Source organism: Streptacidiphilus sp. PAMC 29251 (assembly GCF_054208735.2).
The window spans coordinates 6,075,204-6,095,312 of sequence record NZ_CM135725.2 but is presented as its reverse complement, the minus strand read 5'-3'; the positions used below and the strand labels follow the sequence as shown (position 1 = coordinate 6,095,312).

General features: G+C 72.0%; 16 protein-coding genes and 2 pseudogenes. 14 read left to right on the top strand and 4 right to left on the bottom strand.

Annotated features, from left to right (window positions below):
- Nucleotides 1-144: 144 nt before the first annotated feature.
- Genes ACXKR8_RS29060 through ACXKR8_RS29040 form a run of 5 tightly spaced genes read left to right on the top strand, consistent with a single transcriptional unit; the run spans nucleotide 145 to nucleotide 4,416 of the window.
- Entirely contained in the window at nucleotides 145-1,782 is a 1,638-nt protein-coding gene (locus tag ACXKR8_RS29060; protein WP_462099906.1) for a sensor histidine kinase, read from the top strand.
- Nucleotides 1,769-2,170 carry a roadblock/LC7 domain-containing protein gene (locus ACXKR8_RS29055; protein WP_458267533.1) on the top strand — a complete coding sequence of 134 codons (402 nt, stop codon included), beginning with the start codon at nucleotides 1,769-1,771 and terminating at the stop codon, nucleotides 2,168-2,170. Before ACXKR8_RS29060 ends, ACXKR8_RS29055 begins: the two co-directional genes overlap by 14 nt.
- Nucleotides 2,167-2,529 (top strand): DUF742 domain-containing protein, encoded by a 363-nt coding sequence (locus tag ACXKR8_RS29050; RefSeq protein WP_458267532.1) that lies wholly within the window; start codon nucleotides 2,167-2,169, stop codon nucleotides 2,527-2,529. Before ACXKR8_RS29055 ends, ACXKR8_RS29050 begins: the two co-directional genes overlap by 4 nt.
- Complete coding sequence (locus tag ACXKR8_RS29045; protein ID WP_458267531.1) at nucleotides 2,510-3,145, top strand: GTP-binding protein; 636 nt, start codon at nucleotides 2,510-2,512, stop codon at nucleotides 3,143-3,145. The genes ACXKR8_RS29050 and ACXKR8_RS29045 overlap by 20 nt, the downstream gene beginning before the upstream one ends.
- Complete coding sequence (locus ACXKR8_RS29040) at nucleotides 3,142-4,416, top strand: cytochrome P450 (protein ID WP_458267530.1); 1,275 nt, start codon at nucleotides 3,142-3,144, stop codon at nucleotides 4,414-4,416. Before ACXKR8_RS29045 ends, ACXKR8_RS29040 begins: the two co-directional genes overlap by 4 nt.
- A 12-nt stretch (nucleotides 4,417-4,428) precedes the next feature.
- Here ACXKR8_RS29040 and ACXKR8_RS29035 read toward each other — a convergent pair whose 3' ends face one another.
- From ACXKR8_RS29035 to ACXKR8_RS29020, 4 genes and pseudogenes are all read right to left on the bottom strand, one after another.
- Nucleotides 4,429-5,076, bottom strand: coding sequence for a hypothetical protein (locus tag ACXKR8_RS29035; RefSeq protein ID WP_458267529.1), 648 nt, complete (start codon nucleotides 5,074-5,076; stop codon nucleotides 4,429-4,431).
- Nucleotides 5,077-5,078: 2 nt separating this feature from the next.
- On the bottom strand, nucleotides 5,079-5,606 hold the full coding sequence (locus tag ACXKR8_RS29030) for an RNA polymerase sigma factor (RefSeq protein WP_458267528.1): 528 nt from the start codon (nucleotides 5,604-5,606) through the stop codon (nucleotides 5,079-5,081).
- Nucleotides 5,607-5,774: 168 nt separating this feature from the next.
- Nucleotides 5,775-7,026, bottom strand: a pseudogene (locus ACXKR8_RS29025) (cytochrome P450).
- Nucleotides 7,027-7,584: 558 nt separating this feature from the next.
- Nucleotides 7,585-7,959, bottom strand: coding sequence for a hypothetical protein (locus ACXKR8_RS29020; protein WP_462099905.1), 375 nt, complete (start codon nucleotides 7,957-7,959; stop codon nucleotides 7,585-7,587).
- 41 nt (nucleotides 7,960-8,000) lie between these two features.
- On the opposite strand from ACXKR8_RS29020, the pseudogene ACXKR8_RS29015 reads away from it, so the two are divergent.
- From ACXKR8_RS29015 to ACXKR8_RS28975, 9 genes and pseudogenes are all read left to right on the top strand, one after another.
- Nucleotides 8,001-8,453, top strand: a pseudogene (locus ACXKR8_RS29015) (PstC family ABC transporter permease); the annotation flags it as partial.
- 46 nt (nucleotides 8,454-8,499) lie between these two features.
- Nucleotides 8,500-8,703, top strand: coding sequence for a hypothetical protein (locus ACXKR8_RS29010; protein WP_462099904.1), 204 nt, complete (start codon nucleotides 8,500-8,502; stop codon nucleotides 8,701-8,703).
- A gap of 156 nt (nucleotides 8,704-8,859) precedes the next feature.
- Nucleotides 8,860-11,625 (top strand): phosphate ABC transporter permease PstA, encoded by a 2,766-nt coding sequence (gene pstA, locus ACXKR8_RS29005; RefSeq protein WP_462099903.1) that lies wholly within the window; start codon nucleotides 8,860-8,862, stop codon nucleotides 11,623-11,625.
- On the top strand, nucleotides 11,625-13,535 hold the full coding sequence (locus tag ACXKR8_RS29000; protein ID WP_462099902.1) for a hypothetical protein: 1,911 nt from the start codon (nucleotides 11,625-11,627) through the stop codon (nucleotides 13,533-13,535). The genes pstA and ACXKR8_RS29000 overlap by 1 nt, the downstream gene beginning before the upstream one ends.
- A complete protein-coding gene (locus ACXKR8_RS28995) occupies nucleotides 13,466-14,272 on the top strand; it encodes a hypothetical protein (RefSeq protein WP_462099901.1) in 807 nt (268 codons plus the stop codon). The genes ACXKR8_RS29000 and ACXKR8_RS28995 overlap by 70 nt, the downstream gene beginning before the upstream one ends.
- A gap of 106 nt (nucleotides 14,273-14,378) precedes the next feature.
- The gene (locus tag ACXKR8_RS28990) at nucleotides 14,379-15,368 is read left to right on the top strand and encodes a hypothetical protein (protein ID WP_458267522.1); all 990 of its coding nucleotides are present in this window, start codon (nucleotides 14,379-14,381) and stop codon (nucleotides 15,366-15,368) included.
- 92 nt (nucleotides 15,369-15,460) lie between these two features.
- Nucleotides 15,461-17,050: an Ig-like domain repeat protein gene (locus ACXKR8_RS28985; protein ID WP_458267521.1), complete on the top strand. Its 1,590-nt coding sequence runs from the start codon at nucleotides 15,461-15,463 to the stop codon at nucleotides 17,048-17,050.
- 110 nt (nucleotides 17,051-17,160) lie between these two features.
- Nucleotides 17,161-19,155: a hypothetical protein gene (locus ACXKR8_RS28980; RefSeq protein WP_458267520.1), complete on the top strand. Its 1,995-nt coding sequence runs from the start codon at nucleotides 17,161-17,163 to the stop codon at nucleotides 19,153-19,155.
- Nucleotides 19,152-20,108 (top strand): sortase, encoded by a 957-nt coding sequence (locus ACXKR8_RS28975; RefSeq protein WP_458267519.1) that lies wholly within the window; start codon nucleotides 19,152-19,154, stop codon nucleotides 20,106-20,108. Before ACXKR8_RS28980 ends, ACXKR8_RS28975 begins: the two co-directional genes overlap by 4 nt.
- Nucleotide 20,109: the final 1 nt, after the last annotated feature.

Sequence of the window (20,109 nt, the reverse complement as noted above, 5' to 3'; positions counted from 1 at the left end):
CAACCTTCACGGAAAATTGCTGAGTTCCTGTCAAGTTGCGGTCAATATAGACGTTTTCATTGGGTAGGGTGGGGCTTGCGTGGTCATACGATATTCCCGTACCTGGCACGAGGACCTGCTTGTATGTCTGTCCAGTTACCTCCGTTGACACGGATCGTCCTGCTCCCCCTGGCCGCGGCCGCCGCCGTCGGCGGCCTCACCACCTGGGCGGCCCTGGCGGTCGCCGCCGCCGACCGGAACATCGTGATCGGCCTCGGCGCCGGAGCCGCCGTCCTGATGTACGCGACGCTGGCGTTCGCCGCCGCCCGCGGCCACGCGATCCAGCAGGCGCGGCGGCAGGCCGAGCTGGTCCGCGCGGAGACCGGGGAGGCCCTGGCCCGCCAGGCCGAGACGCTCAGGCACGCCAACACCGAGGCTGAGGCCTCCCGCCGGGCCGCCTGGGACGCGGAGACGCTGCGCCGGGCCGCCGCCGAGTCCGAGGCCCTGCTCCGTACCGCGCTGGACGCCGAGACCGCCCGCGGCGTCGCGCTGGCGGCGGAGATCCGGCAGCTGGAGGCCGAGCTCGACCAGCACGAGACCCAGGCCGAGCAGTTGGCCCAGCAGATCGTCCCGCAGGCGGTCAAACTGCTGCGCGACGGCGGCTCGGTGGCCACCGTGCTGGCCCAGGCCCCGGCCCAACTGGCAGGACCGCACCTGACCGTGCTGCGCACCCTGGTGCAGGAGGTCGGCATCAGCGAGCGGATGCGCGCGTCCGGCATGGCCGCCTGCGCCAACGCCGCCGGACGGGTCCAGGCGCTCGCCACCGGGATGCTCGCCGACCTGCGCGAGATGGAGAACCGGCACAGCGAGGAGGTCCTCGGCGACCTGCTCCAACTCGACCACGGCACCGCGCAGGCCGGACGGCTCGCGGACAGCATCGCGGTGCTGACCGGGGCCCGCTCCGGGCGCCGCTGGACCAGGCCGATCGTGATGGAGAGCGTGCTGCGCGGCGCGATGGGGCGGATCAGCGCGTACCAGCGGATCCGGCTGCACTCGGCCAGCAGCGTCTCCATCGCCGGCTACGCGGCGGAGGGCGTGATGCACGCCCTGGCCGAACTGATGGACAACGCCACCACCTTCTCCCCGCCCACCGAGGAGGTGCACGTCTACGTCCAGGAGATGCACTCCGGCGTGGTCATCACCATCGAGGACGGCGGGCTGGTGATGCCGGCCGCGACCCTGGTCAAGGCCGAGCAGATGGTCTCCGCCGAGCCTCTGGACCTGATGACGCTGTCCGGCACCCGGCTGGGCCTCGCGGTGGTGGGCTGCCTGGCCCGCAAGCACGGGCTGACGGTGTCCTTTCGGCCGTCCTCGCGGGGCGGCACCGGCGTGGTGGTGCTGATCCCGCCCCAGCTGGTCACCCGCACCCAGGACCGCACCGCGCTGCCCGCGGCCCCCGCGACGGAGCCGAGCCCGTCGCCGACCGGTGCCGCGGCCCTGCCGGAAGCCCTGCCCGAGGCCGTCGGCGCCCCCGCGTCGACCGTCCCCGCGGCCGCGGAGCCCGCACCGGCGGAGCCGGTGACCGCGGGGTCCGGGGCCGCAGGCCCCGGGGTGACTGCCGGCCCGGGCGAACTGCCGAAGCGGCCCCGCGGGCAGACCCTGGCCACCGCCACGGCCGCCAGGCCGACCCCGCCCCAGAGCCTCCGCCCGCCCGGCCCGACGCCGGCGCCCGCTTCGCTGCCTTCCAGGCCGCCACCCGGACTCCCCACGGACAGGACACCGAAGAACGATGAGCACTTCTGACCGCAGTCTCGACTGGCTGCTGGAGAACCTGCTGGAGAAGACCCCGGGGGCACGCCACGCCCTGGTGCTCTCCCGGGACGGCCTGAAGCTGTGCCTGTCCTCCGGCCTCTCCGTCGACCAGGCCGACCAACTGGCCGCCATCGCCTCCGGGATCCAGAGCCTGTCGCACGGCGCGTCCATCGAGTTCGGGGACGGCAGCGGCGGGGTGCGGCAGTCGATGACCGAGTTCCACGGCGGCATCCTCTTCATCGTGGAGGCCGGCGTCGGCGCCCATCTCGCGGTGATCGCCGAGGGTGACGCCGACGCCGGGGTGATCGGCCACAACATGAGCGAGCTGGTCGAGCAGATAGGCGGATACCTGCGGGCCGAGCCGAGGCTGCACGCATGATCCGCCGCCCGGTCGACAGCGGCGATCCCGATCGTCTCTACACCGTCACCGGCGGCCGGACCCGGTCCTACGAGCGCTCCTTCGACCTCGTCACACTGATCGTCAGGGAGAGCGCCCCCGGCATCGGGATGCAGTCCGAGCACGTCCGGATCCTGGAGCTGTGCGAGCGCCCGGTGGCGGTGGTGGAACTGGCCTCGCTGCTGGACCTGCCGGTCGGCGTGGTGAAGATCCTGCTCTGCGACCTGCTCGACTCGGGCCGGATCACCGCCCGCCACCCGCAGACCCGCAGCGGGCGCGGGAGCCATCTGCCGCCGCCCGACACTCTGAAGAAGGTACTCGTTGGCCTCCGGAACCTCTGAGCCCGGCTCCCCCGAGCCGCGTTCCCCCTTCGCTGCGGCGCTCCCACTGCGGGACACCGCCAGTGAAGGGCTCAAGATCGTCGTGGTCGGCGGCTTCGGCGCGGGCAAGACCACCCTGGTCGGCTCGGTCAGCGAGATCCGCCCGCTGAGCACCGAGGAGGTGATGACCCAGGCCAGCGTGGGCATCGACAACCGGGAGGGGGTCCGTACCAAGACCACCACCACGGTGGCCTTCGACTTCGGCCGGATCACCCTGAACGACGAGATGGTGCTCTACCTGTTCGGCGCCCCGGGCCAGGAGCGGTTCTGGTTCCTCTGGGACCGGCTGTTCGCCGGCACGCTGGGGGCGGTCGTGCTGGTGGACACCCGACGGCTGGCCGACTCCTGGTACGCCATCGACCGACTGGAACAGCACGGGCTGCCCTTCATCGTCGCCCGCAACAACTTCGACGAGCCGGACCACTCGCTGGAGCAGATCCGCGAGGCGCTGTCGCTGAGTCCCGGTGTGCCGCTGATCGACTGCGATGCCAGGAAGCGGGAGTCCAGCAGGGACGTCCTGATCGCCCTGGTCAACCATCTGCACACGCTCTCCCTCTCCCAGGAGCCGACCACGTGACGACCCATCAGGACGCCCTCGACCAAGCCGCCCCGCCCGGTTGCCCCGCGCACGATCCGCACCGGGACGCCCGCGGCCCCGGCGGCGCGATGCGGATGCACTCGCCGACCTTCCAGAGCGACCCGGCCGGGCTCTACCGCGCGCTGCGGCGCGAGTACGGCCCGGTGGCGCCGATCCTGCTGGACGGCGACATCCCGGCCTGGCTGGTGCTCGGCTACCGCGAGGTCCACTACGTCACCACCAACTCGGAGCTGTTCGCCCGCGATTCGCGGCGCTGGCACGCCTGGGACCGGATCCCGTCCGACTGGCCGCTGCTCCCCTATGTGTTCCACACCCCCTCGGTGCTGTTCACCGAGGGCGCGGAGCACCAGCGCCGGGCCGGGGCGATCACCGACGTGCTGTCCGAGGTGGACCAGTTCGAGCTGCGGGCGAACGCCGAGAAGGTCGCCGACGCGCTGGTGGACGGCTTCGCGGGCAGCGGGCAGGCCGAGCTGATGGCCGACTTCGCGTCCCAGGTGCCGCTGCGGGTGATGGCCGGTCTGTTCGGCCTGACCCAGGAGCAGACCGTGGCGCTGGAGCAGGACATGACCGACTCGCTGGACGACAGCCCGGAGGCGATCCAGGCGTACATGCGGATCCACGGCGCGATGGCCGGGCTGCTGGAGCGCGGACGCGCCAACCCCGGCGCCGACGTGGCCTCGCGGATGCTGGCGCACCCGGCGGGGCTCGAGGACGAGGAGATCATCCAGGACATGATCTCGATCATCGCCGCGGGCCAGCAGCCCACCTCCAACTGGATCGGCAACACGCTGCGGCTGATGCTCACCGACGACCGCTTCGCGGTCACCCTCTCCGGCGGACGCCGCAGCGTCGGCCAGGCGCTGAACGAGGTGCTGTGGGCGGACACCCCGACCCAGAACTTCATCGGCCGCTGGGCCGCCCGGGACACCCTGCTGGCCGGGGTGCGGATCCGCAAGGGCGACTGCGTGGTGCTGGGCCTGGCCGCCGCCAACACCGACCCCGAGGTGCAGCCGGACTTCAGCGCGGGCTCGGTCGGCAACCAGGCCCATCTGTCCTTCAGCCACGGCGAGCACCGCTGCCCGGTGCCGGCCCCGGAGATGGCCGAGGTGATCGCCCGGGCGGCGGTCGAGGTGCTGCTCGACCGGCTGCCCGACGTGATGCTGACCGTGCCCGCCGCCGAGGTGGCCTGGCGGCCGTCGATCTGGATGCGCGGACCGGTGGCGCTGCCGGTCGACTTCACCTCGATCTAGGACCGCAACGGCTCAGCTTCGGTCGGTCAGCGCGGGCAGGCCGAGGTTCTGGCAGGTGTGCTCGTCGCCGGGCAGCACAGCGGCCTCGCCGTCGGCCAGGACGCAGCCGACCAGGTGCGGCACCGGGTGGTCGCCGGGGGTCGACGCGCCGTTGACGAAGGTCCCGGCCCGGATGACGCCGATCTGCCACAGTGCGGAGCAGGCGTCGACCGCGCCGGCGGCGGTGGCGGAGGCGTCAGGCGGTTCGGGAGCCGCCTGGGTCGACGCCACGGAGGTGTCGGTGAACTGGTGGGTGTCGGTGCTCAGCCGGCCGACGCTGTAGCAGCGCACCTCGTCGTGCACGGAGGCGGGGGAACCGGTCAGCAGGGTCGTGGCGGCCACGGCGCCGGCGCCCAGTGCCACCGCCACGCCCGGGACGGACCAGCGCAGCACCCGCTGCCGGGTCCACCCGGCACGCGGCCGCGGGACGGCGCCGTCGGGCGGCACCGGGGCCTCCCCGCGCAGGAGGACGCTGCGGGCCGGGGCGGAGTCCGCCCGCAGTTGGGCGTCGGTCACCCGACTCTCGGGGGCGGGGTCCAGGGCGGCCATCAGCTGCTTGAGTTCGCTGGTCGCGTCGGTCTTCATGGTCACGTCGGTCTTCATGGTCACGTCGGTCTTCATGGTCACAGCCCCTTCGCAGCGGAGATGGTGATCTGCTTCTTCAGACGGGTCCGGGCACGGTGCAGCCGCATGGTGAGGGTGGCGACCCGGCAGCCCAGGACTTCGGCTGCCTGGGCCGGGGTCAGTTCCTCCCAGGCGACCAGCCGGATCAGCTCCTGGTCCGCCTCGGACAGCCGCTCGAATGCCTCGGCCACGGCGAGCCGCTCCACGGTGAGGCCGTTGTGGTCGACAGCCGCGGCGATGCTCCGATCGGCTGCGATCCGATCAGTCAGCGCGGCTGCCCGCTGCTCGGACCGGATCGAGTTCGCCAGCACTTTCCGTGCTACGCCGTACAGCCAGGGCCGGTGGCGCTCCGCCGGCAGTGCGAGCCACTGCTCGCGCTGCCGCCAGGCGACGACGAAGGTCTCCGCCGCCAGGTCGGCCGCCCGCTCGCCCACCCCCCGCCGCAGCAGATAGCGTGCGATGTGCGGATACTCGCGCTCGTAGAGTCCGGTGAACTGCGACTCCTCGCCCGAGACGTCGTACGACACAGGTGATTGAAGGGTCATCTCTCGCCTCTCGCTCGATACCTTCACTCCTGTATATGTCGCCGGCACCGTATTCATCACAGGCCGAAATCCACCGTGAACGCAAAGGGTCCGTCCCGGTCCGGCAGGCACCATGGCCTGGGAACCGGGACGGACCCGTGATCCGGGCGGCTACTCCGCCGTCGGTGTGAAGATCACCTGCAGGGCGCCGGGGCCGCGGGTGAACACGCCCTGCTCCGCCGGCACCAGGTCGCCGGCCAGGGCCAGGTCGGGGAAGGCGTCCAGCAGTTGGTTGACGCCCACCTCGATCTCGGCCTTGGCCAGCAGCGCGCCGACGCAGAAGTGCCGGCCGAGCGCGAAGGCCAGGTGGTCGGCGGCGGCGGAGAAGGCGTTGGCGGTGGTCAGGTCCTCGCGCAGGACGTTGAAGCGGTCCGGCTCGGCGTAGCGGTCCGCGTCCCGGTTGGCGGAGCCGATCAGGCAGGTGACGGTCTTCCCCGCCTCGATGGTGCCGCCGCTGACGGTGACGTCGGCGGAGGGCTGACGCATGATCATGTGCACCGGCGGGGTGAACCGCAGGGTCTCCGCGAAGGCCGCCGGGATCAGGCTGCGGTCGGCCCTGACCGCGGCCAGCTGGTCCGGGTTGGCGAGCAGATTGCGGAAGACCCCGGCTATCGCCTTGTCGGTGGTCTCGCCGCCGGCCGCGAGCAGCAGGCTGACAAAGGCCTTGACGTCCTCGTCGCTCATCGACTCGCCGTCGATCTCGGCGGTCACCAGGGTGGAGAGCAGGTCGTCGCCGGGGTTTGGCACGGCGCTCCTGGATCACCGGGATCATATAGGCGGCCAGCTCCTCGCGGGTGCGCAGGCCGCGCTCGTTGACCTCGGGATCCTGGCTGAGATTGCCCAGGAAGTCGATGATCGAGGTGTACCAGCCGTGGAAGCGCTGGTGGTCCTCGCGCGGCAGCCCGAGCATGTCGACGATGACATTGATCGGGAACCAGGTGGCGAACTGGGCCACCAGGTCCGCGCTGCCGTCCTTGCGGAAGGCGTCGATCAGCTCGGCGGCGTTGCGCTCGATGATCGGCAGGAACTTCTCCTGCAGTTCCTTGCCGCGGAAGGCGGGCGCGACCAGGGCCCGGCGGACCGAGTGCTCCCGGCCGCCCATCTGCAGGATGGTGCGGCCGTGCACCGGCTCGATCTGCCAGTCGTAGTTGTCGCTGGTGAAGACCGGATCCTTGAAGGCCCGTTCGACGTCCTCGTAGCGGGACAGGATGTAGCTCTGCATCCCCTCGTGCCAGATCAGCGGGAACTGCTCGCGCATGGTGCGGTAGGCGGCGTAGGGGTCGGCGGCGAACGCCGGCGAGAGAATATCCGGTGCTGCGGCGGCCTGCGGGGCAGTTGTCACAGTTGCTCCTCCAGTGAACATCAACTGGTCGAAAACAGTACCGAGTTGGCAACGGTTAGGCTAAGAGCGAGTTTCAGCCGCCCGGTCAGCCTGTGCTTTCGGCAAGGAGCTGGCAAAGCCCGGACCGGCGTCGTCCACAACTTCCCGACACGACCAATCCCCGGCGTTCACGTTCCCCATGTCCGGCGTTCGTACAGCTGTGTCTGCGAGTCCGCGTGCAGGCAGGACCGTCTCTTTCGGCCACTGGCTTTCCGGTGGCGGGCAGAAGGAGCGGGGCATGGGGCAGGCGAGGTTCCTCATCGTCACCAGACCGGCCAGGAGCGGCACCGGCCGGGGCGAGACGTACACCGGGTGGCGGCTGCTCAGCGCCAACAACCGCGAACTGGGCCGGGGGCTGGCGTACTTCCGGGACGAGGAGTCCTGCCGCCGGGCCGTGGTCCGGCTCAGGGCCGACGTCGAGCGGGCGGTGGCGGTGATGTGCCGGGAGCAGGTCGGCTCGATGTGGGGCTGGCGGCTGGACATCGACGAGCAGCCGGTGGCGCAGTCCGCCCGCTCCTACCGCAGGCAGCGCGAGTGCCTCTACAACCTGGCGCAGTTCCGCTCCGGGGTGCTCGGCGTCGACCCGGCGCAGGTCATTCCGCACCTGGTCAGGGCGACCGTGCGGGACCGGACCCGAACTGGCCGGCGCATGAGCGCCCCGGCGGAGCTGAAGCGCCCGCCCGACCTGAAGCGCAGGCTCACCGCCAACCCCGGGCTGGCCGACCGGATGTTCCTGGCCGGGGCCAGGGGCAGCGGCGCGCTGGTGCTCACGGTGATGCTCGCGGTCGGCGGCTTCCTCGCCTTCAAGGGGCTGACCGCGCTGCGGGTGGGCGGGCTGCCCTTCTTCACCACCGCCAGCTGGCAGCCGGACGGCGGCCGGGGCCACTTCGGCATCGCCGCCGTCCTGGTCGGCACGGTCCTGATCGGACTGGTCCGCGGTCGGCTTCGCGCTGCCGATGGCGCTGGGCATGGCGCTCTACATCTCCGAGTACGCGCCGCAGCGGGCCAAGCAGACCCTGATCAGTCTGGTCGACCTGATGGCGGCGGTGCCCAGCGTGATCTACGGGCTCTGGGGGTTCTTCTTCCTGGAGCAGTACATGACCGGTCTGGCCAGGTGGATCTCCACCTACTTCGGCTGGATCCCGCTGTTCACCGTCACCGGGGCCGATCCCCGCGACCCGCTGGCGCCGGTCGCCACCTACACCTCGTCCACCTTCATCGCCGGAACGGTGGTGGCCTTCATGATCACGCCGATCATGTGCTCGGTGATGCGGGAGGTCTTCGGCCAGGCCCCGCCCGGCGAGCGGGAGGGCGCGTACGCGCTGGGCTCCACCCGCTGGGGGATGATCCGCGCCGTGGTGCTGCCGTACGGGCGCGGCGGGATCATCGGCGGGACGATGCTCGGCCTGGGCCGGGCCCTGGGCGAGACCATCACCGTCTACATGATCAATCTCGGTGATCTTCCAGGTCCAGCCGCACCTGCTGCAGAGCGGCGCCAGCACCGTGTCCGCGCTGATCGCCCTGCACTACGGGGACTCCTCCGGCTTCGGCGTCTCCGCGCTGATGGCGGCCGGGCTCTGCCTCTTCCTGATGACCCTGGCCGTCAACTTCGCCGCCTCCGCGGTGGTGGCCCGCAGCCGTTCCGGAGCGAGCACATGACCGCCCCCACCGAGATCCGGACAGCCGTCGGAGCAGCCGTCGAGGCAGCCGCCGAGGTGCCTGCGACCACCCTCCCGGTGCGGGTGGCCGCTGCCGCCCGGCGCCGTCCAGCCGCGGCGCTCGCTCGGGGCGCGGCGGCCCGGCGACACCTATGCCGTGCTCGGCGCGGTGGCCGGCTCGCTCGGTCTGACCGCCGTGCTCTTCGACTACCTGACCCCGCTCAGCGGCCCGCTCGGCTTCGTGGTGACCGCCTGGGCGCTGTTCCTGGTGCTCTACGGGATCCTGGTCGCCCAGGACGAGAACGGCCTGGCGGTCCGCGACCGGCTGGCCGCCGCGGTGATCCACAGCCTGGCCGGGCTGGTGCTGACCGCCCTGGGCATCGTCGTCGGCTACACCCTCTACAAGGGCTGGGCGGCGCTGCCGCACAGCAACTTCTACACCCAGGACATGGGCCACGCGAGCGCGCTCACCCCGCTCAACGTGGGCGGGGTGACCCACGCCCTGGTCGGCACCCTGGAGCAGATCAGCACCGCGCTGGTGATCACCGTGCCGCTCGGGGTGAGCTGCGCGGTGTTCCTGACCGAGGTCCCCGGACGGTACGCCCGCTTCGTCCGGACCATCGTCGAGGCGATGACCGCGCTGCCCTCGATCCTGGCCGGACTCTTCGTCTGGGCCGTGATCCTGATCCTCGGCGCGCAGCAGAGCGGCTTCGCGGCCGGCTGCGCGCTCTCGGTGATGATGCTGCCGATCATCATCAGAGCCTCGGACGTGGTGCTCCGACTGGTCCCCGCCTCGCTCAAGGAGGCCTCCTACGCGCTGGGTTCGAGCCGGCTGCGGACGGTCTGGCAGGTGGTGCTGCCCACTGCCAGATCCGGGCTGGCCACGGCGGTGATCCTGGGCACCGCCCGGGGGATCGGCGAGACCTCACCGGTGCTGCTGACCGCTGGCTACAACAAGGCGATGAACGGGAACCTGTTCCACGGCCCGCAGACCTCGCTGCCGCTGCTGGTGTTCACCCTGGTCCGGCTCCCGTCCAGTTGGCAGATCTCGCGCGGCTTCGGCGCGGCGGCGGTGCTGCTGGTCGTGGTGGCGACCCTGTTCATGATCGCCCGCATCCTCGGCGGACGCGCCCCGGGGCAGCTGACCCGACGTCAGCAGCGGCGCAGGGAAGCCGCTTCGGAGTCCACCGCCCGGCGCTTCGGCGCCGCACCGGGCGCCGCCCTGCCGGCTCCTCCACCCGCTCCCGGCACCGCTGCCGCCGCTACTGCCATCGCCGTCCAGAGCAAGGACTCCCAGGTGCACCGCCGTCTCCGTTCCCTCCTGCAGCGCGGGGCGGCGCTGCTCGCCGCGCTGCTGGTGCTGGCCGTCAGCCTGTTCCTCGGCGGTGCGCCCCGCGCCGCCGCGGCCGGCTCCGGCTACGTCCCCATCTCCGGCGCCGGCTCCACCTGGAGCAGCAACGCCATGGACGCCTGGACCAGTGACGTCCTGGCCAACGGCATGCGGGTCAACTTCAGCGCCACCGGCTCCTCGGACGGCCGGGCCAAGTTCAAGAACAAGGCCGTGGACTTCGCGGTCTCCGAGATCCCCTACGGCATCACCGACCAGGGCGTCTACGAGAACGCCCCGGCCGACCCGTTCGCCTACATGCCGATCGTCGCGGGCGGCACCTCGTTCATGTACAACCTCACCATCAAGGGCCACCGGGTGACCAATCTGCGGCTCTCCGGCGACGTGATCGCCAGGATCTTCACCGGGGTCATCACCAAGTGGAACGACCCGCTGGTCAAGGCGGACAACCCGGGCCTCGACCTGCCCCCGGTGCCGATCGTCCCGGTGGTCCGCTCGGACGGCTCCGGCACCACCGCGCAGCTGACCACCTGGCTGGCCCAGAAGGAGGCCCCGCTCTGGAACGCCTTCTGCGCGAAGACCGGCCGGACCCAGGTGCCGTGCGGGATCACCTCGTTCTACCCGACCACCTCCAAGTTCATCGCGCTGAACGGCTCCACCGGGGTCTCCGGCTTCGTCTCGCAGCAGCACAACGCCGGCTCGATCACCTATGTCGAGTACTCCTACGCCAAGCTCACCGGCTTCCCGGTGGTGAAGATGCTCAACGCCGACCACTACTACGTGGAGCCGACCCCGTACAACGTGGCGGTGGCGCTGACCAAGGCGCAGATCAACCCGGACCTCACCCAGAACCTCACCGGGGTGTACGACAACCCCGACCCGCGGGCCTACCCGCTGTCCAGCTACAGCTACATGATCCTGCCGGTCGACCGGATCGCGGCCGACTCGCACTTCACCACCGACAAGGGCCGGACCCTGGGCGCCTTCGCCTACTACTTCCTCTGCAAGGGGCAGTCGGAGGCCCCCGACCTGGGGTACTCCCCGCTGCCCAAGAACCTGGTGCAGGCGGCGCTGGCGGTGGTCGGCCGGATCCCCGGGGTGCAGAAACAGACCGTCAGCCTCTCCGGCTGCGACAACCCGACCTTCTCCGCCAACGGCGACGGCAGCAACCGGCTGGCGAAGCTCGCCCCGTACCCGCCCGCCTGCGACAAGGAGGGCGCCACGGCGGAGTGCAGCACCGGCACCGGCGGGGCCGCCAAGACCAGTACCAACGTCAGTGGCGGCAAGAGCGCCACCAAGGCCCCCAGCACCCTCGCGCAGGACAGCACGGCGGGCAGCGGCGACAACTCAGCCGCGAACAGCCCCGCCGATCCGGCCCAGGACGGGTCCGGCAGCAGCGCGACGGGCGGTGACGGCGGCGACGACGTGAGCGCCGAACCGGTCTCGATCGCCGCCACCGCAGGCAGCGGGCTGCAGCACGCACTGATGGGGCTGGCCGGGCTGCTGCTCTGTTCCGTGATCGTGCTGCCGCCGGTGATCGCCCGCCGCGCCGCCCGCCGCAGGGGGGAGAACTGATGCGCACGCCGAACGCACGCAGCACGCCGAACTCAGGCAGCACGCCGAATTCACGCGCGGTGCTGAGTTCACGCACTGCGGGGGCCCGCGCCCTGCGCACCGCCCTGGGCGCGGTGCTGCTGGCCGCGGTGACGGCGGGGGTCCTGGTCTCCGGCGAGCACCGCGACCCCGCCGCGGTCTCGGCCGCCGCGCCGGCCGCTGCGCCCAGCGTCCAGGTGGATCCGCTCACCGGCGGCCCGGTGGGCATCGACCCCACCGCACCGGTGGCCCTCGGCGGCACCCCGGCCACCCCCGCGGCGATGGCCGCGCTGCCCGGCCGGCCGACGTACAGCGCCGCCGCCGCGGTCGGCTCCGACCTCGACCCGGTCACCGTGCACGGCTCCGGCGAGTTCGCCGGGCTCGCGGTGACGGTGCATCAGACCGCGGACCTGGTGGACCAGTCGGTCAATGTCACCTGGACCGGCGGCAGTCAGACCCTGCCGATGCCCGGCACCTTCGGGCAGAACTACCTGCAGCTGATGGAGTGCTGGGGGGACGCGGCCAGCGGGCCGGACCGCACCCAGTGCCAGTACGGCAGCTACAACGGCGACAACCGGGGCGGCGCCTACGTCGGCACCCGCCAGCTCAACTACGCCAGCCTGGTCGACCCCGAGGAGACCATCAAGCAGGCGCCGGGGAAGAGCGGCAATGTCTATGTGCCGTTCCACAGCGTGCGCGGACCGGTCGACACCAATGGCACCAGCACCGCGTACGACCTGAGCTCCACCAATGAGGTGCCGTTCGCGCCGACCAGGACCGACGGCACCGGCCAGGTCTACTTCGAGACCGAGACCAATGAGGAGGCCCCTGGCCTCGGTTGCGGCGCGGTCCCGGACAACGTCAAGGTCACGCCCAAGGAGGGGCGGAAGTGCTGGCTGGTGGTCGTGCCGCGCGGTCTGACCGAGGTCGACGGCAGCCTCCCGCTGACCGGCGGGAAGCTGGTCTCCTCCCCGCTGTCCGCCAGCAACTGGGCGCACCGCCTGATGGTGCCGCTGCACTACTCGCCGCTGGGCTACAGCTGCCCGATCAACGCCGCCGACCTGCACACCTACGGCACCGAGATGGCCAAGGAGGCGATGATCCGCTGGGCCCCGGTGCTGTGCCAGAACACCGGCTCCAACTTCCGCTACACCAAGGTCGACGACAACATCGCCCGGGCCAAGCTCAACACCGACGAGGACCCGGGCCTGGTCTTCGTCTCCGACCCGGCGCCGCCCGCCACCGTGGCGGCCGGACGCACCCCGGTGTACGCCCCGATCGGCCTGTCCGGGGTGACCATCGCCTTCGACATCGAGAGCCAGTCCTCCGGCCGGGCGCCGACCGACGTCCAGGAGCGCAACGGCCAGCGGATCACCCAGCTCAATCTGACCCCGCGGCTGGTGGCCAAGCTGCTGACCCAGTCCTACCGCTACGCCACCGACTACCAGGACCCCGATCCGGCGCTCGCCAAGAACCCCCTCGACCTCACCTCGGACGAGGACTTCCTGCGGTACAACCCCCAGTTCCGGGCGCTGTACTTCGGCAGCAGGATCTACGACATCGAGGTCCCGCTGGGCGAGTCGGACGTCGCCCGGCGGCTGTGGGCCTGGGTCGAGGCCGACCCCTCCGCCCGCGCCTTCCTGGCCGGGACCAAGGACGCCTGGGGGATGCAGGTCAACCCCAACTACCGCGTCCCCAAGGCGATGGCGCTGCCCAGGGACGACTTCCCCAAGAGCGACCCGTACTGCGTGGTGTACCCGCCCGACGAGAAGGGCAACGTCCCAAGCTCTGCACCCTGGACGCCCACCCGTACGCCAACGACATGCACGACTCGGCCCGCTCGGCCTCCCGGGGCGACAACCTGTCGCACACCGTCTGGGACAACACCGTGATCCCGCCGGCCTTCACCAAGGGCGCCGCCCAGGCGGCCGGGCTGCGCGGCATCCTGGCCGTCACCGACACCCCGACCGCGATCCGCTACGGGCTCAACAGCGCCAGCCTGCTGAACGGTTCGGGGCAGTTCGTGGCCCCCAGCACCGCCACGATGCTGGCCGGCGCGGCAGCCATGACCACAGTGAAGGGCACCAGCGCGCTGACCCTCAAGCCGACCGCCAAGGGCAAGGGCGTCTATCCGCTGACCATGCTGACCTACGCCGCCTCCGCCCCCGGCGCGCTGCCCCGCGCCGAGGCCAAGCAGTACGCCTCGCTGATCGACTACGCCGTCGGCAGCGGCCAGACGCTGGGCTTCGACTCCGGAAAGCTGAGCCTGGGCTACGTCCCGCTGCCGAAGAAGCTGCGCAGCCAGGCACTGGCGGCGGCGAAGACCATGGTCGCCAGGTCGATCGCACCGCCGGTCAAGGCTAGGCCCACCCACGCCGCCGGGAGCAGCACCGGCGGCTCGGGTGGCGGCGGGAGCACCACCCCGCCCACCACGCCAACGCCGCCGGCCCACACCGTGGTCACCGTCGCACCGACCAGGCCGCCCACCGAGCACATCGTGCGGACCGCGGCGACGCCGGTCGGCGCGGCCCACTACCTGATGGTCGGCCTGCTCGGCGCCGGGGCCGCGGCCGCCCTGGCCGGGCCGCTGCTGCCCAGGTACCTGCGGCGGCGCCGGTCGGGCCGGTAGCGCCGCACTGATCGGGCCGCCCCGGCGGCCCCCACCGACATTCCCTTACCCCGTCCGGAACCCTCCGGCCGTGATGCGTTCCATCGTCGAAAGGGTTCCACCCACCATGAACACCACCCTGAAGCTCCTGGCCGGCGCGGCCGGCGTCGGCCTGCTGGCCTTCGGCGCGGGCACCGCGCAGGCCGACCCGTCCGGCTCCCCGGCCGGCAACACCCGTCCGCTGATCGGCGTCGGCTCCGACACCACCCAGGGCGTCATGAACGCGCTGTCCAACGCCGTCACCGTGAACGGCGTGAAGGTCATCTCCTCCTGGGACGCCACCGGCTCGCCCACCATCGCCACCACCACCGGCGCCAACTGCCAGGCCGTGGCCCGTCCCAACGGCTCCGGAGCGGGGCGCACCTCACTGCTCAACGAGCTCAACTCCACCAACTGCGTCAGCTTCGCCCGGTCGTCCAGCCTCAACCTGGCCCAGTCCGCCCCCGGCCTCACCTATGTGCCGTTCGCGATCGACGCGGTCACCTACGCGATCGCCCCGAACAGCTCGCTGCCGCGCACGATGACCCTGACCGACCTGCACGGCATCTACACCTGCGACCCCAACTACGTGGGCGCCGCTCCGTACTCGGTGCACCCGCTGCTGCCGCAGGCCGGCTCCGGCACCCGCTCCTTCTGGGAGACCACGGTCGGCATCACCGAGGCCGACGTGGTGGCCAACAAGTACCCCTGCCTCAAGGACACCTCGGCCGGCAAGCCGATCGAGGAGCACGACGGCCGGGTCCTGGACGCCAACTCGATCGTCCCCTTCTCCATCGCCCAGTTCATCGCCCAGGGCTCCGGCACCCTCGCCGACCTGCGCGGCACCGCCGTGCTCGGCAACATCAACGGCACCCCGTCGCTGCTGCTCAACACCGGTTCCGCGGCCACCCGCGAGGTCTACAACGTGATCCCCACCAGCAAGGTCGCCACCAGCCCGTACAGCGACGTCTTCGTCGGCGCCAACTCCGGGATCTGCAAGCAGTCCACGGTGATCAAGGCCTACGGCTTCGGCATCGACCCCAACTGCGGCTCCACCGCCTCCGCCACCACCGGCTGATCGACCGTCAGAGGCCTCTTCGAGATCTCGTCAGCGCTTTCGTCACACAGTCCGACCTGCTCTTCCCACCGTTACAGAAGGCGAGTCCCACCGTGTCAACGAACCACCTGCCGAAGCGCATCGCGCTCGGCACGGCCACCTTCCTGGCCTCCGGAGCGATGGTCCTGTCCGGTATCAGCGCCGCGTACGCCGACGGCTCCCCGGTCGGCACCCTGTCCTTCACCCCCGACACCGGGTTCGACAACAGCACCATGAGCATCGTCTCCTCGGGCCCCTGCGTCACCGGCAGCAACCTGGTCGCCAGCGTGTCCGGCCAGGGCTTCCCGGCCGGCGGCTACAACGTCGTGGGCAACTCCCCGACCACGACCTACTCGCAGAACGCGGCCGGCGGCTACATCGTCCCGCTGTTCGACACCATGCAGACCTTCGCCAAGAACAACAGCATCGCCGCCCTCTCCGGCAAGTACACCTTCACCCTCACCTGCCGCAATGCGTTCGGCGCCGCCACCTTCGACACCTTCACCAGCTCGATCTGGTTCACCGACCCGACCCACTACGTCTCCCAGGACCCCAGCGGCCCGTCGGTCACCGCGACCACGACCACCCTCGCGGTCACCCCGTCCGGCTCCGCGGCCTCGGGCGCGTCGGTCACGCTGACCGCTGCGGTCTCGCCGAGCGCCCCCGGCACGGTCCAGTTCCTGGACGGCACCACCCCGCTGGGCAGCCCGGTCCCGGTCACGGCCGGCGCCGCCAGCCTCAGCACCCCGGCCCTGACCGTCGGCGCGCACCAGCTCAGCGCCGTCTTCACGTCCAGCAGCACCTCCTTCAGCGGCTCCACCTCGGCGGCCACCCCCTACACGGTCAGCCCGGCGGGCGCGGTGGCCACCAGCACCGCGCTGGCCATCACCCCCAGCGGCTCCGCCGCCGCGGGCAGCGGTGTCACCCTCACCTCCACCACCAACCCGTCCGCCGCAGCGGGCTCGGTGACCTTCACCGACGCCGGCACCGGCGCCGTCCTGGGCACCCAGGCCGTCTCCGGCGGCAGCGCCTCGATCACGGTCAGCACGCTGGCCGAGGGCGACCACAACCTGACCGCCTCCTTCACGCCCACCGACAGCACCGCCTACCAGGCCTCGGTGTCGACAGCCGTCCCGTTCACGGTCACCGCGGCCGGCGGCGGCACCCCCGGCGGCCCGACCCCCGGCAGCGAGAACATCAACACCACGGTCGCCCCCGGCGCCCTGGCCCTCAGCGTGGCCGGCTCCAATGTGAACCTGCCGCCGCTGACGCTGAACACCACCAGCACCCTGTACTCGGCGGCCGGTCCGATCCAGACCGTCACCGTCACCGACACCCGCGCGGGCGCCCCCGGCTGGGCCCTCAGCGGCCAGGTCGCGGACTTCACCTCCCCCGCGGGCACCATCAGCGCCCAGAACCTCGGCTGGGCGCCCAACCTGGTCAACAAGGGCGACGGCCTCAAGGTCAACCTGGGCGGGACGGTGGCCCCGGCCCCCGGCGTCGCCTCGGGCGACAGCGGCGCGCTGGGCCTCAAGTCCTCCCGCACCCTGGCCACCGCGACCGGGCTCGGCACCGCGCAGATCGGCGCCGACCTCTCCCTGGTCGCCCCGACCTCCACGGCGGCCGGCGCGTACACCGGCGTGCTGACCCTGACCGTCATGTAACACAGCGTCAATTCCCGTTCCCCTTCCGCACGGTGACCCGCCGTGCGGAAGGGGGCCGGTCGGCCCCTTTTCTCTTTCGAACTCCACGCCGCTGTGAAGGGACGCCCGTGATGAGAAGATCCGTACCGCTCCGGCTCCGGCCTCGGCTCCGGCCTCGGAGGGGCGCTGCCGCGCTGGTCTCGGCGCTGCTGATCGGCCTCCTCGGCACGGCCGCCCCCACCGCGACGGCGGCCCCCGCTCTGCCTGCCGCAGGCAAACAGCAGACCTTCGGTATCCAGCCCGCCTCGGCGACCGCGCCCGACACCCGCAGCGCCTACACCTACACCGGCACCCCGGGCGCCCAGGTCAAGGACCATGTCGCGGTCTGGAACTACGGCGACCAGCCACTGAGCCTCACCCTGTACGCGGCCGACGCCTTCAACACCGACACCGGCGGCTACGACGTCCTGCCCGCGGGCAAGCCGTCCACCGACCTCGGTTCCTGGGTGCACCTGGCCACTGCGACCGTCACCCTCCCGCCCCGCTCCCGGCAGATCGTCCCGTTCACACTGGCCATCCCGGCCGCGGCCACCCCCGGCGACCACTCCGGCGGCATCGTCCTGGCGCTGCGGCGGCAGACCGTCGACGCCAAGGGCAACGCCATCACCGTCGACCAGCGGGTGGGCGCGCGGATCCACGTCCGGGTCCCCGGCGCGTTGCGGCCCGCGCTCAGCATCGAGGCGGTCCACACCACGTACCGAGGGACGCTCAACCCGCTCAGCACCGGCAGCACCACGACCAGCTACACCGTCCGCAACACCGGCAACATCAGACTCGGCGGACGGCAGGCGGTGCGGGTCAGGAACGCCCTCGGCAACGTGGTCACCGCGAAGGGCCCGGCCGCGCTCACCGAACTGCTGCCGGGCAACAGCGCGACCTACACGGTCACCGTCAGCGGGGTCTACCCGGCCCTGTGGCAGACCGCCTCGCTCACCATCGACCCGCTGGCGCTGCCCGGCGACATCGACCCTGCCCTGTCGAGCACCACCCAGCACGTGAGCTACCCGACCATCCCCTGGACCCTGCTGGCGATCCTGGCCGTGCTGCTGCTGGCGGCCTTCGCCCGCTTCCGCCGCGTGCGTCGCCTCGGGCTCCGCCGCACGGGCGGGACCCCGCCCGGACGACCCGGCCCCCCGCTGGTCCCCCCACCGCCACCGGCCCCCGACGCGGGAGCGACAGCCACTGCTCCGGCGCCGGCCTCGCCGGTCGGCAACGGGGTGGCCGTACCTGTGCCGGTGGCGGTGCCGGTCCCCGGGAGTGTTGCCAAGGCAACGGTCGAGCTGGGGAAGGCCAGCGGAGCGGTCCTCGGGGTGCTGGTGGTGGGCGGGCTCGCCCTCGGCGGGCTGCTGGCAGCCGCGCCGCGGGCTGCCGCGGATCCGACTGCCGCACCCAGCGCCGCTGCTGCCGCCCCCGCCCGCACCGGAACCCTTGCCTTCGACTATGCGACCGGGCATGCGAACGACGCCGTCGACGTCCTCACCTCAGGGCCCTGCCCGCACGCCGACGACTCGCTGATGGCCTCCCTCTCCGGCGCGGGCTTCCCGGCGGCCGGCGCCACCGTGGTCGGCCTCTCCCCCGCCGCGATCTATCCGGTGGCCGCCAACGGCGGCTATGTCGTCCCGATCAGCAACACCCTCGGCGTCATCGCCCAGCAGAACGGCGTCGCCGCCCTGCACGGCCGCTATGTCGTGGACGTCTACTGCAAGGGCCGGTTCCTCCCCGCTCACTTCAAGGACTTCCGCGGGGCCCTGACCTTCGCCGCCGACGGCACCTGGAAGGCCGAGGGCAAGCCAGCCACCGTCCTGATCCACGGCGACGCGGCCACCCCGGCCCCGGTCCCCCCGGCGGCCCCCGCCCTGACCGCCCCCGCCGCGGCGCCCGCGGCGACCGGCGGCAGGGGCCTGCCCTCGGACTCGGTCGCGGCCCTGGTCGGCGGCGGCGGACTGCTCGCCCTGGTTGGCCTCTCCTACCTGCGCCGACAGCGCGAAAGGGTCAAGGAGAGCCAGGCGACCACCGCAACCGCTCCGCAGCCCCCCGTGAAGAACAAGGAGGCAGCCAAGCGATGACCCTCACCACCGCACCCCCGCCCCCACCACCGTCCCCGCACCCGCCGCTCCAGCAGCCCATCGCACCGCCGCCGCGACCCGGCCCCAAGCCCGGCCCGCCCCGCGGCCTGGACGCCGCCGGGGTGTACGGCGCCGCGCTGAGCATCCTCGCCGCGCTGGTCCTCGGCCTGCTGGTCGACATCGGCCCGATCGGCGACCTGCGGCACGCCAGGGACCGGGAGACCGCCTACGCCGCGCTGCGGCTGGACCTGGCCGAGGGCACCGCCCCGGTCGGCCAGACCGACGCCAATGGCAAGCTGCTCCAACTCGGCCGCCCGGTGGCCCTGCTGCGGATCCCCCAGCTGGGGCTGCGCGAGGTGGTGCGGGAGGGCACCACCTCCGGCGTGCTGGAGTCGGGTCCGGGGCACCGCCGGGACACCCCGATGCCGGGCCAGGCCGGCACCAGCGTGCTGATGGGCCGTCAGTCCGGCTTCGGCGGACCGTTCGGGCACATCGGCGAACTGCGCCCGGCGGAGACCTTCTCCTTCGTGACCGGGCAGGGCACGCAGACCTACCGGGTGCTGGACGTGCGCCGGGCCGGGGATCCGGTCCCGCCCGCGCCCGCCCTCGGCAAGGGGCGGATGATCCTGGTCACCGCCTCGGGGCCGGCCTTTATGCCGACCGGCACCCTGCTGGTCGACGCCGACCTGATCAGCGCGGTGCGTCCGGCCCCGGCCCGGCCGCTGGGCAGCAAGGACATCGGCCGGGCCGAGGGCCTGCTGGGGACCGACCCGTCCGCCTGGACCGCCCTGGTGCTCTGGGGCGAGGCGCTGCTGCTGGCGGCCATAGCGCTGTCCCTGGCCAGGGTCCGCTGGGGGCGGCCGCAGGCGTGGATCGTCGGCGTCCCGGTGCTGCTCGCGCTGGGTCTCACCGTCTCCGACCAGGTCGCCCGGCTGCTCCCGAACCTCCTCTGAA

Bases quoted from the DNA above. Each gene is read 5' to 3' on its own strand.
- ACXKR8_RS29055 (WP_458267533.1), top strand. From the start codon at position 1,769: ATGAGCACTTCTGACCGCAGTCTCGACTGGCTGCTGGAGAACCTGCTG.
- ACXKR8_RS29050 (WP_458267532.1), top strand. From the start codon at position 2,167: ATGATCCGCCGCCCGGTCGACAGCGGCGATCCCGATCGTCTCTACACC.
- ACXKR8_RS29035 (WP_458267529.1), bottom strand. From the start codon at position 5,076: ATGAAGACCGACGTGACCATGAAGACCGACGTGACCATGAAGACCGAC.
- ACXKR8_RS29000 (WP_462099902.1), top strand. From the start codon at position 11,625: ATGCGCACGCCGAACGCACGCAGCACGCCGAACTCAGGCAGCACGCCG.
- ACXKR8_RS28995 (WP_462099901.1), top strand. From the start codon at position 13,466: ATGCACGACTCGGCCCGCTCGGCCTCCCGGGGCGACAACCTGTCGCAC.
- ACXKR8_RS28990 (WP_458267522.1), top strand. From the start codon at position 14,379: ATGAACACCACCCTGAAGCTCCTGGCCGGCGCGGCCGGCGTCGGCCTG.
- ACXKR8_RS28980 (WP_458267520.1), top strand. From the start codon at position 17,161: ATGAGAAGATCCGTACCGCTCCGGCTCCGGCCTCGGCTCCGGCCTCGG.
- ACXKR8_RS28975 (WP_458267519.1), top strand. From the start codon at position 19,152: ATGACCCTCACCACCGCACCCCCGCCCCCACCACCGTCCCCGCACCCG.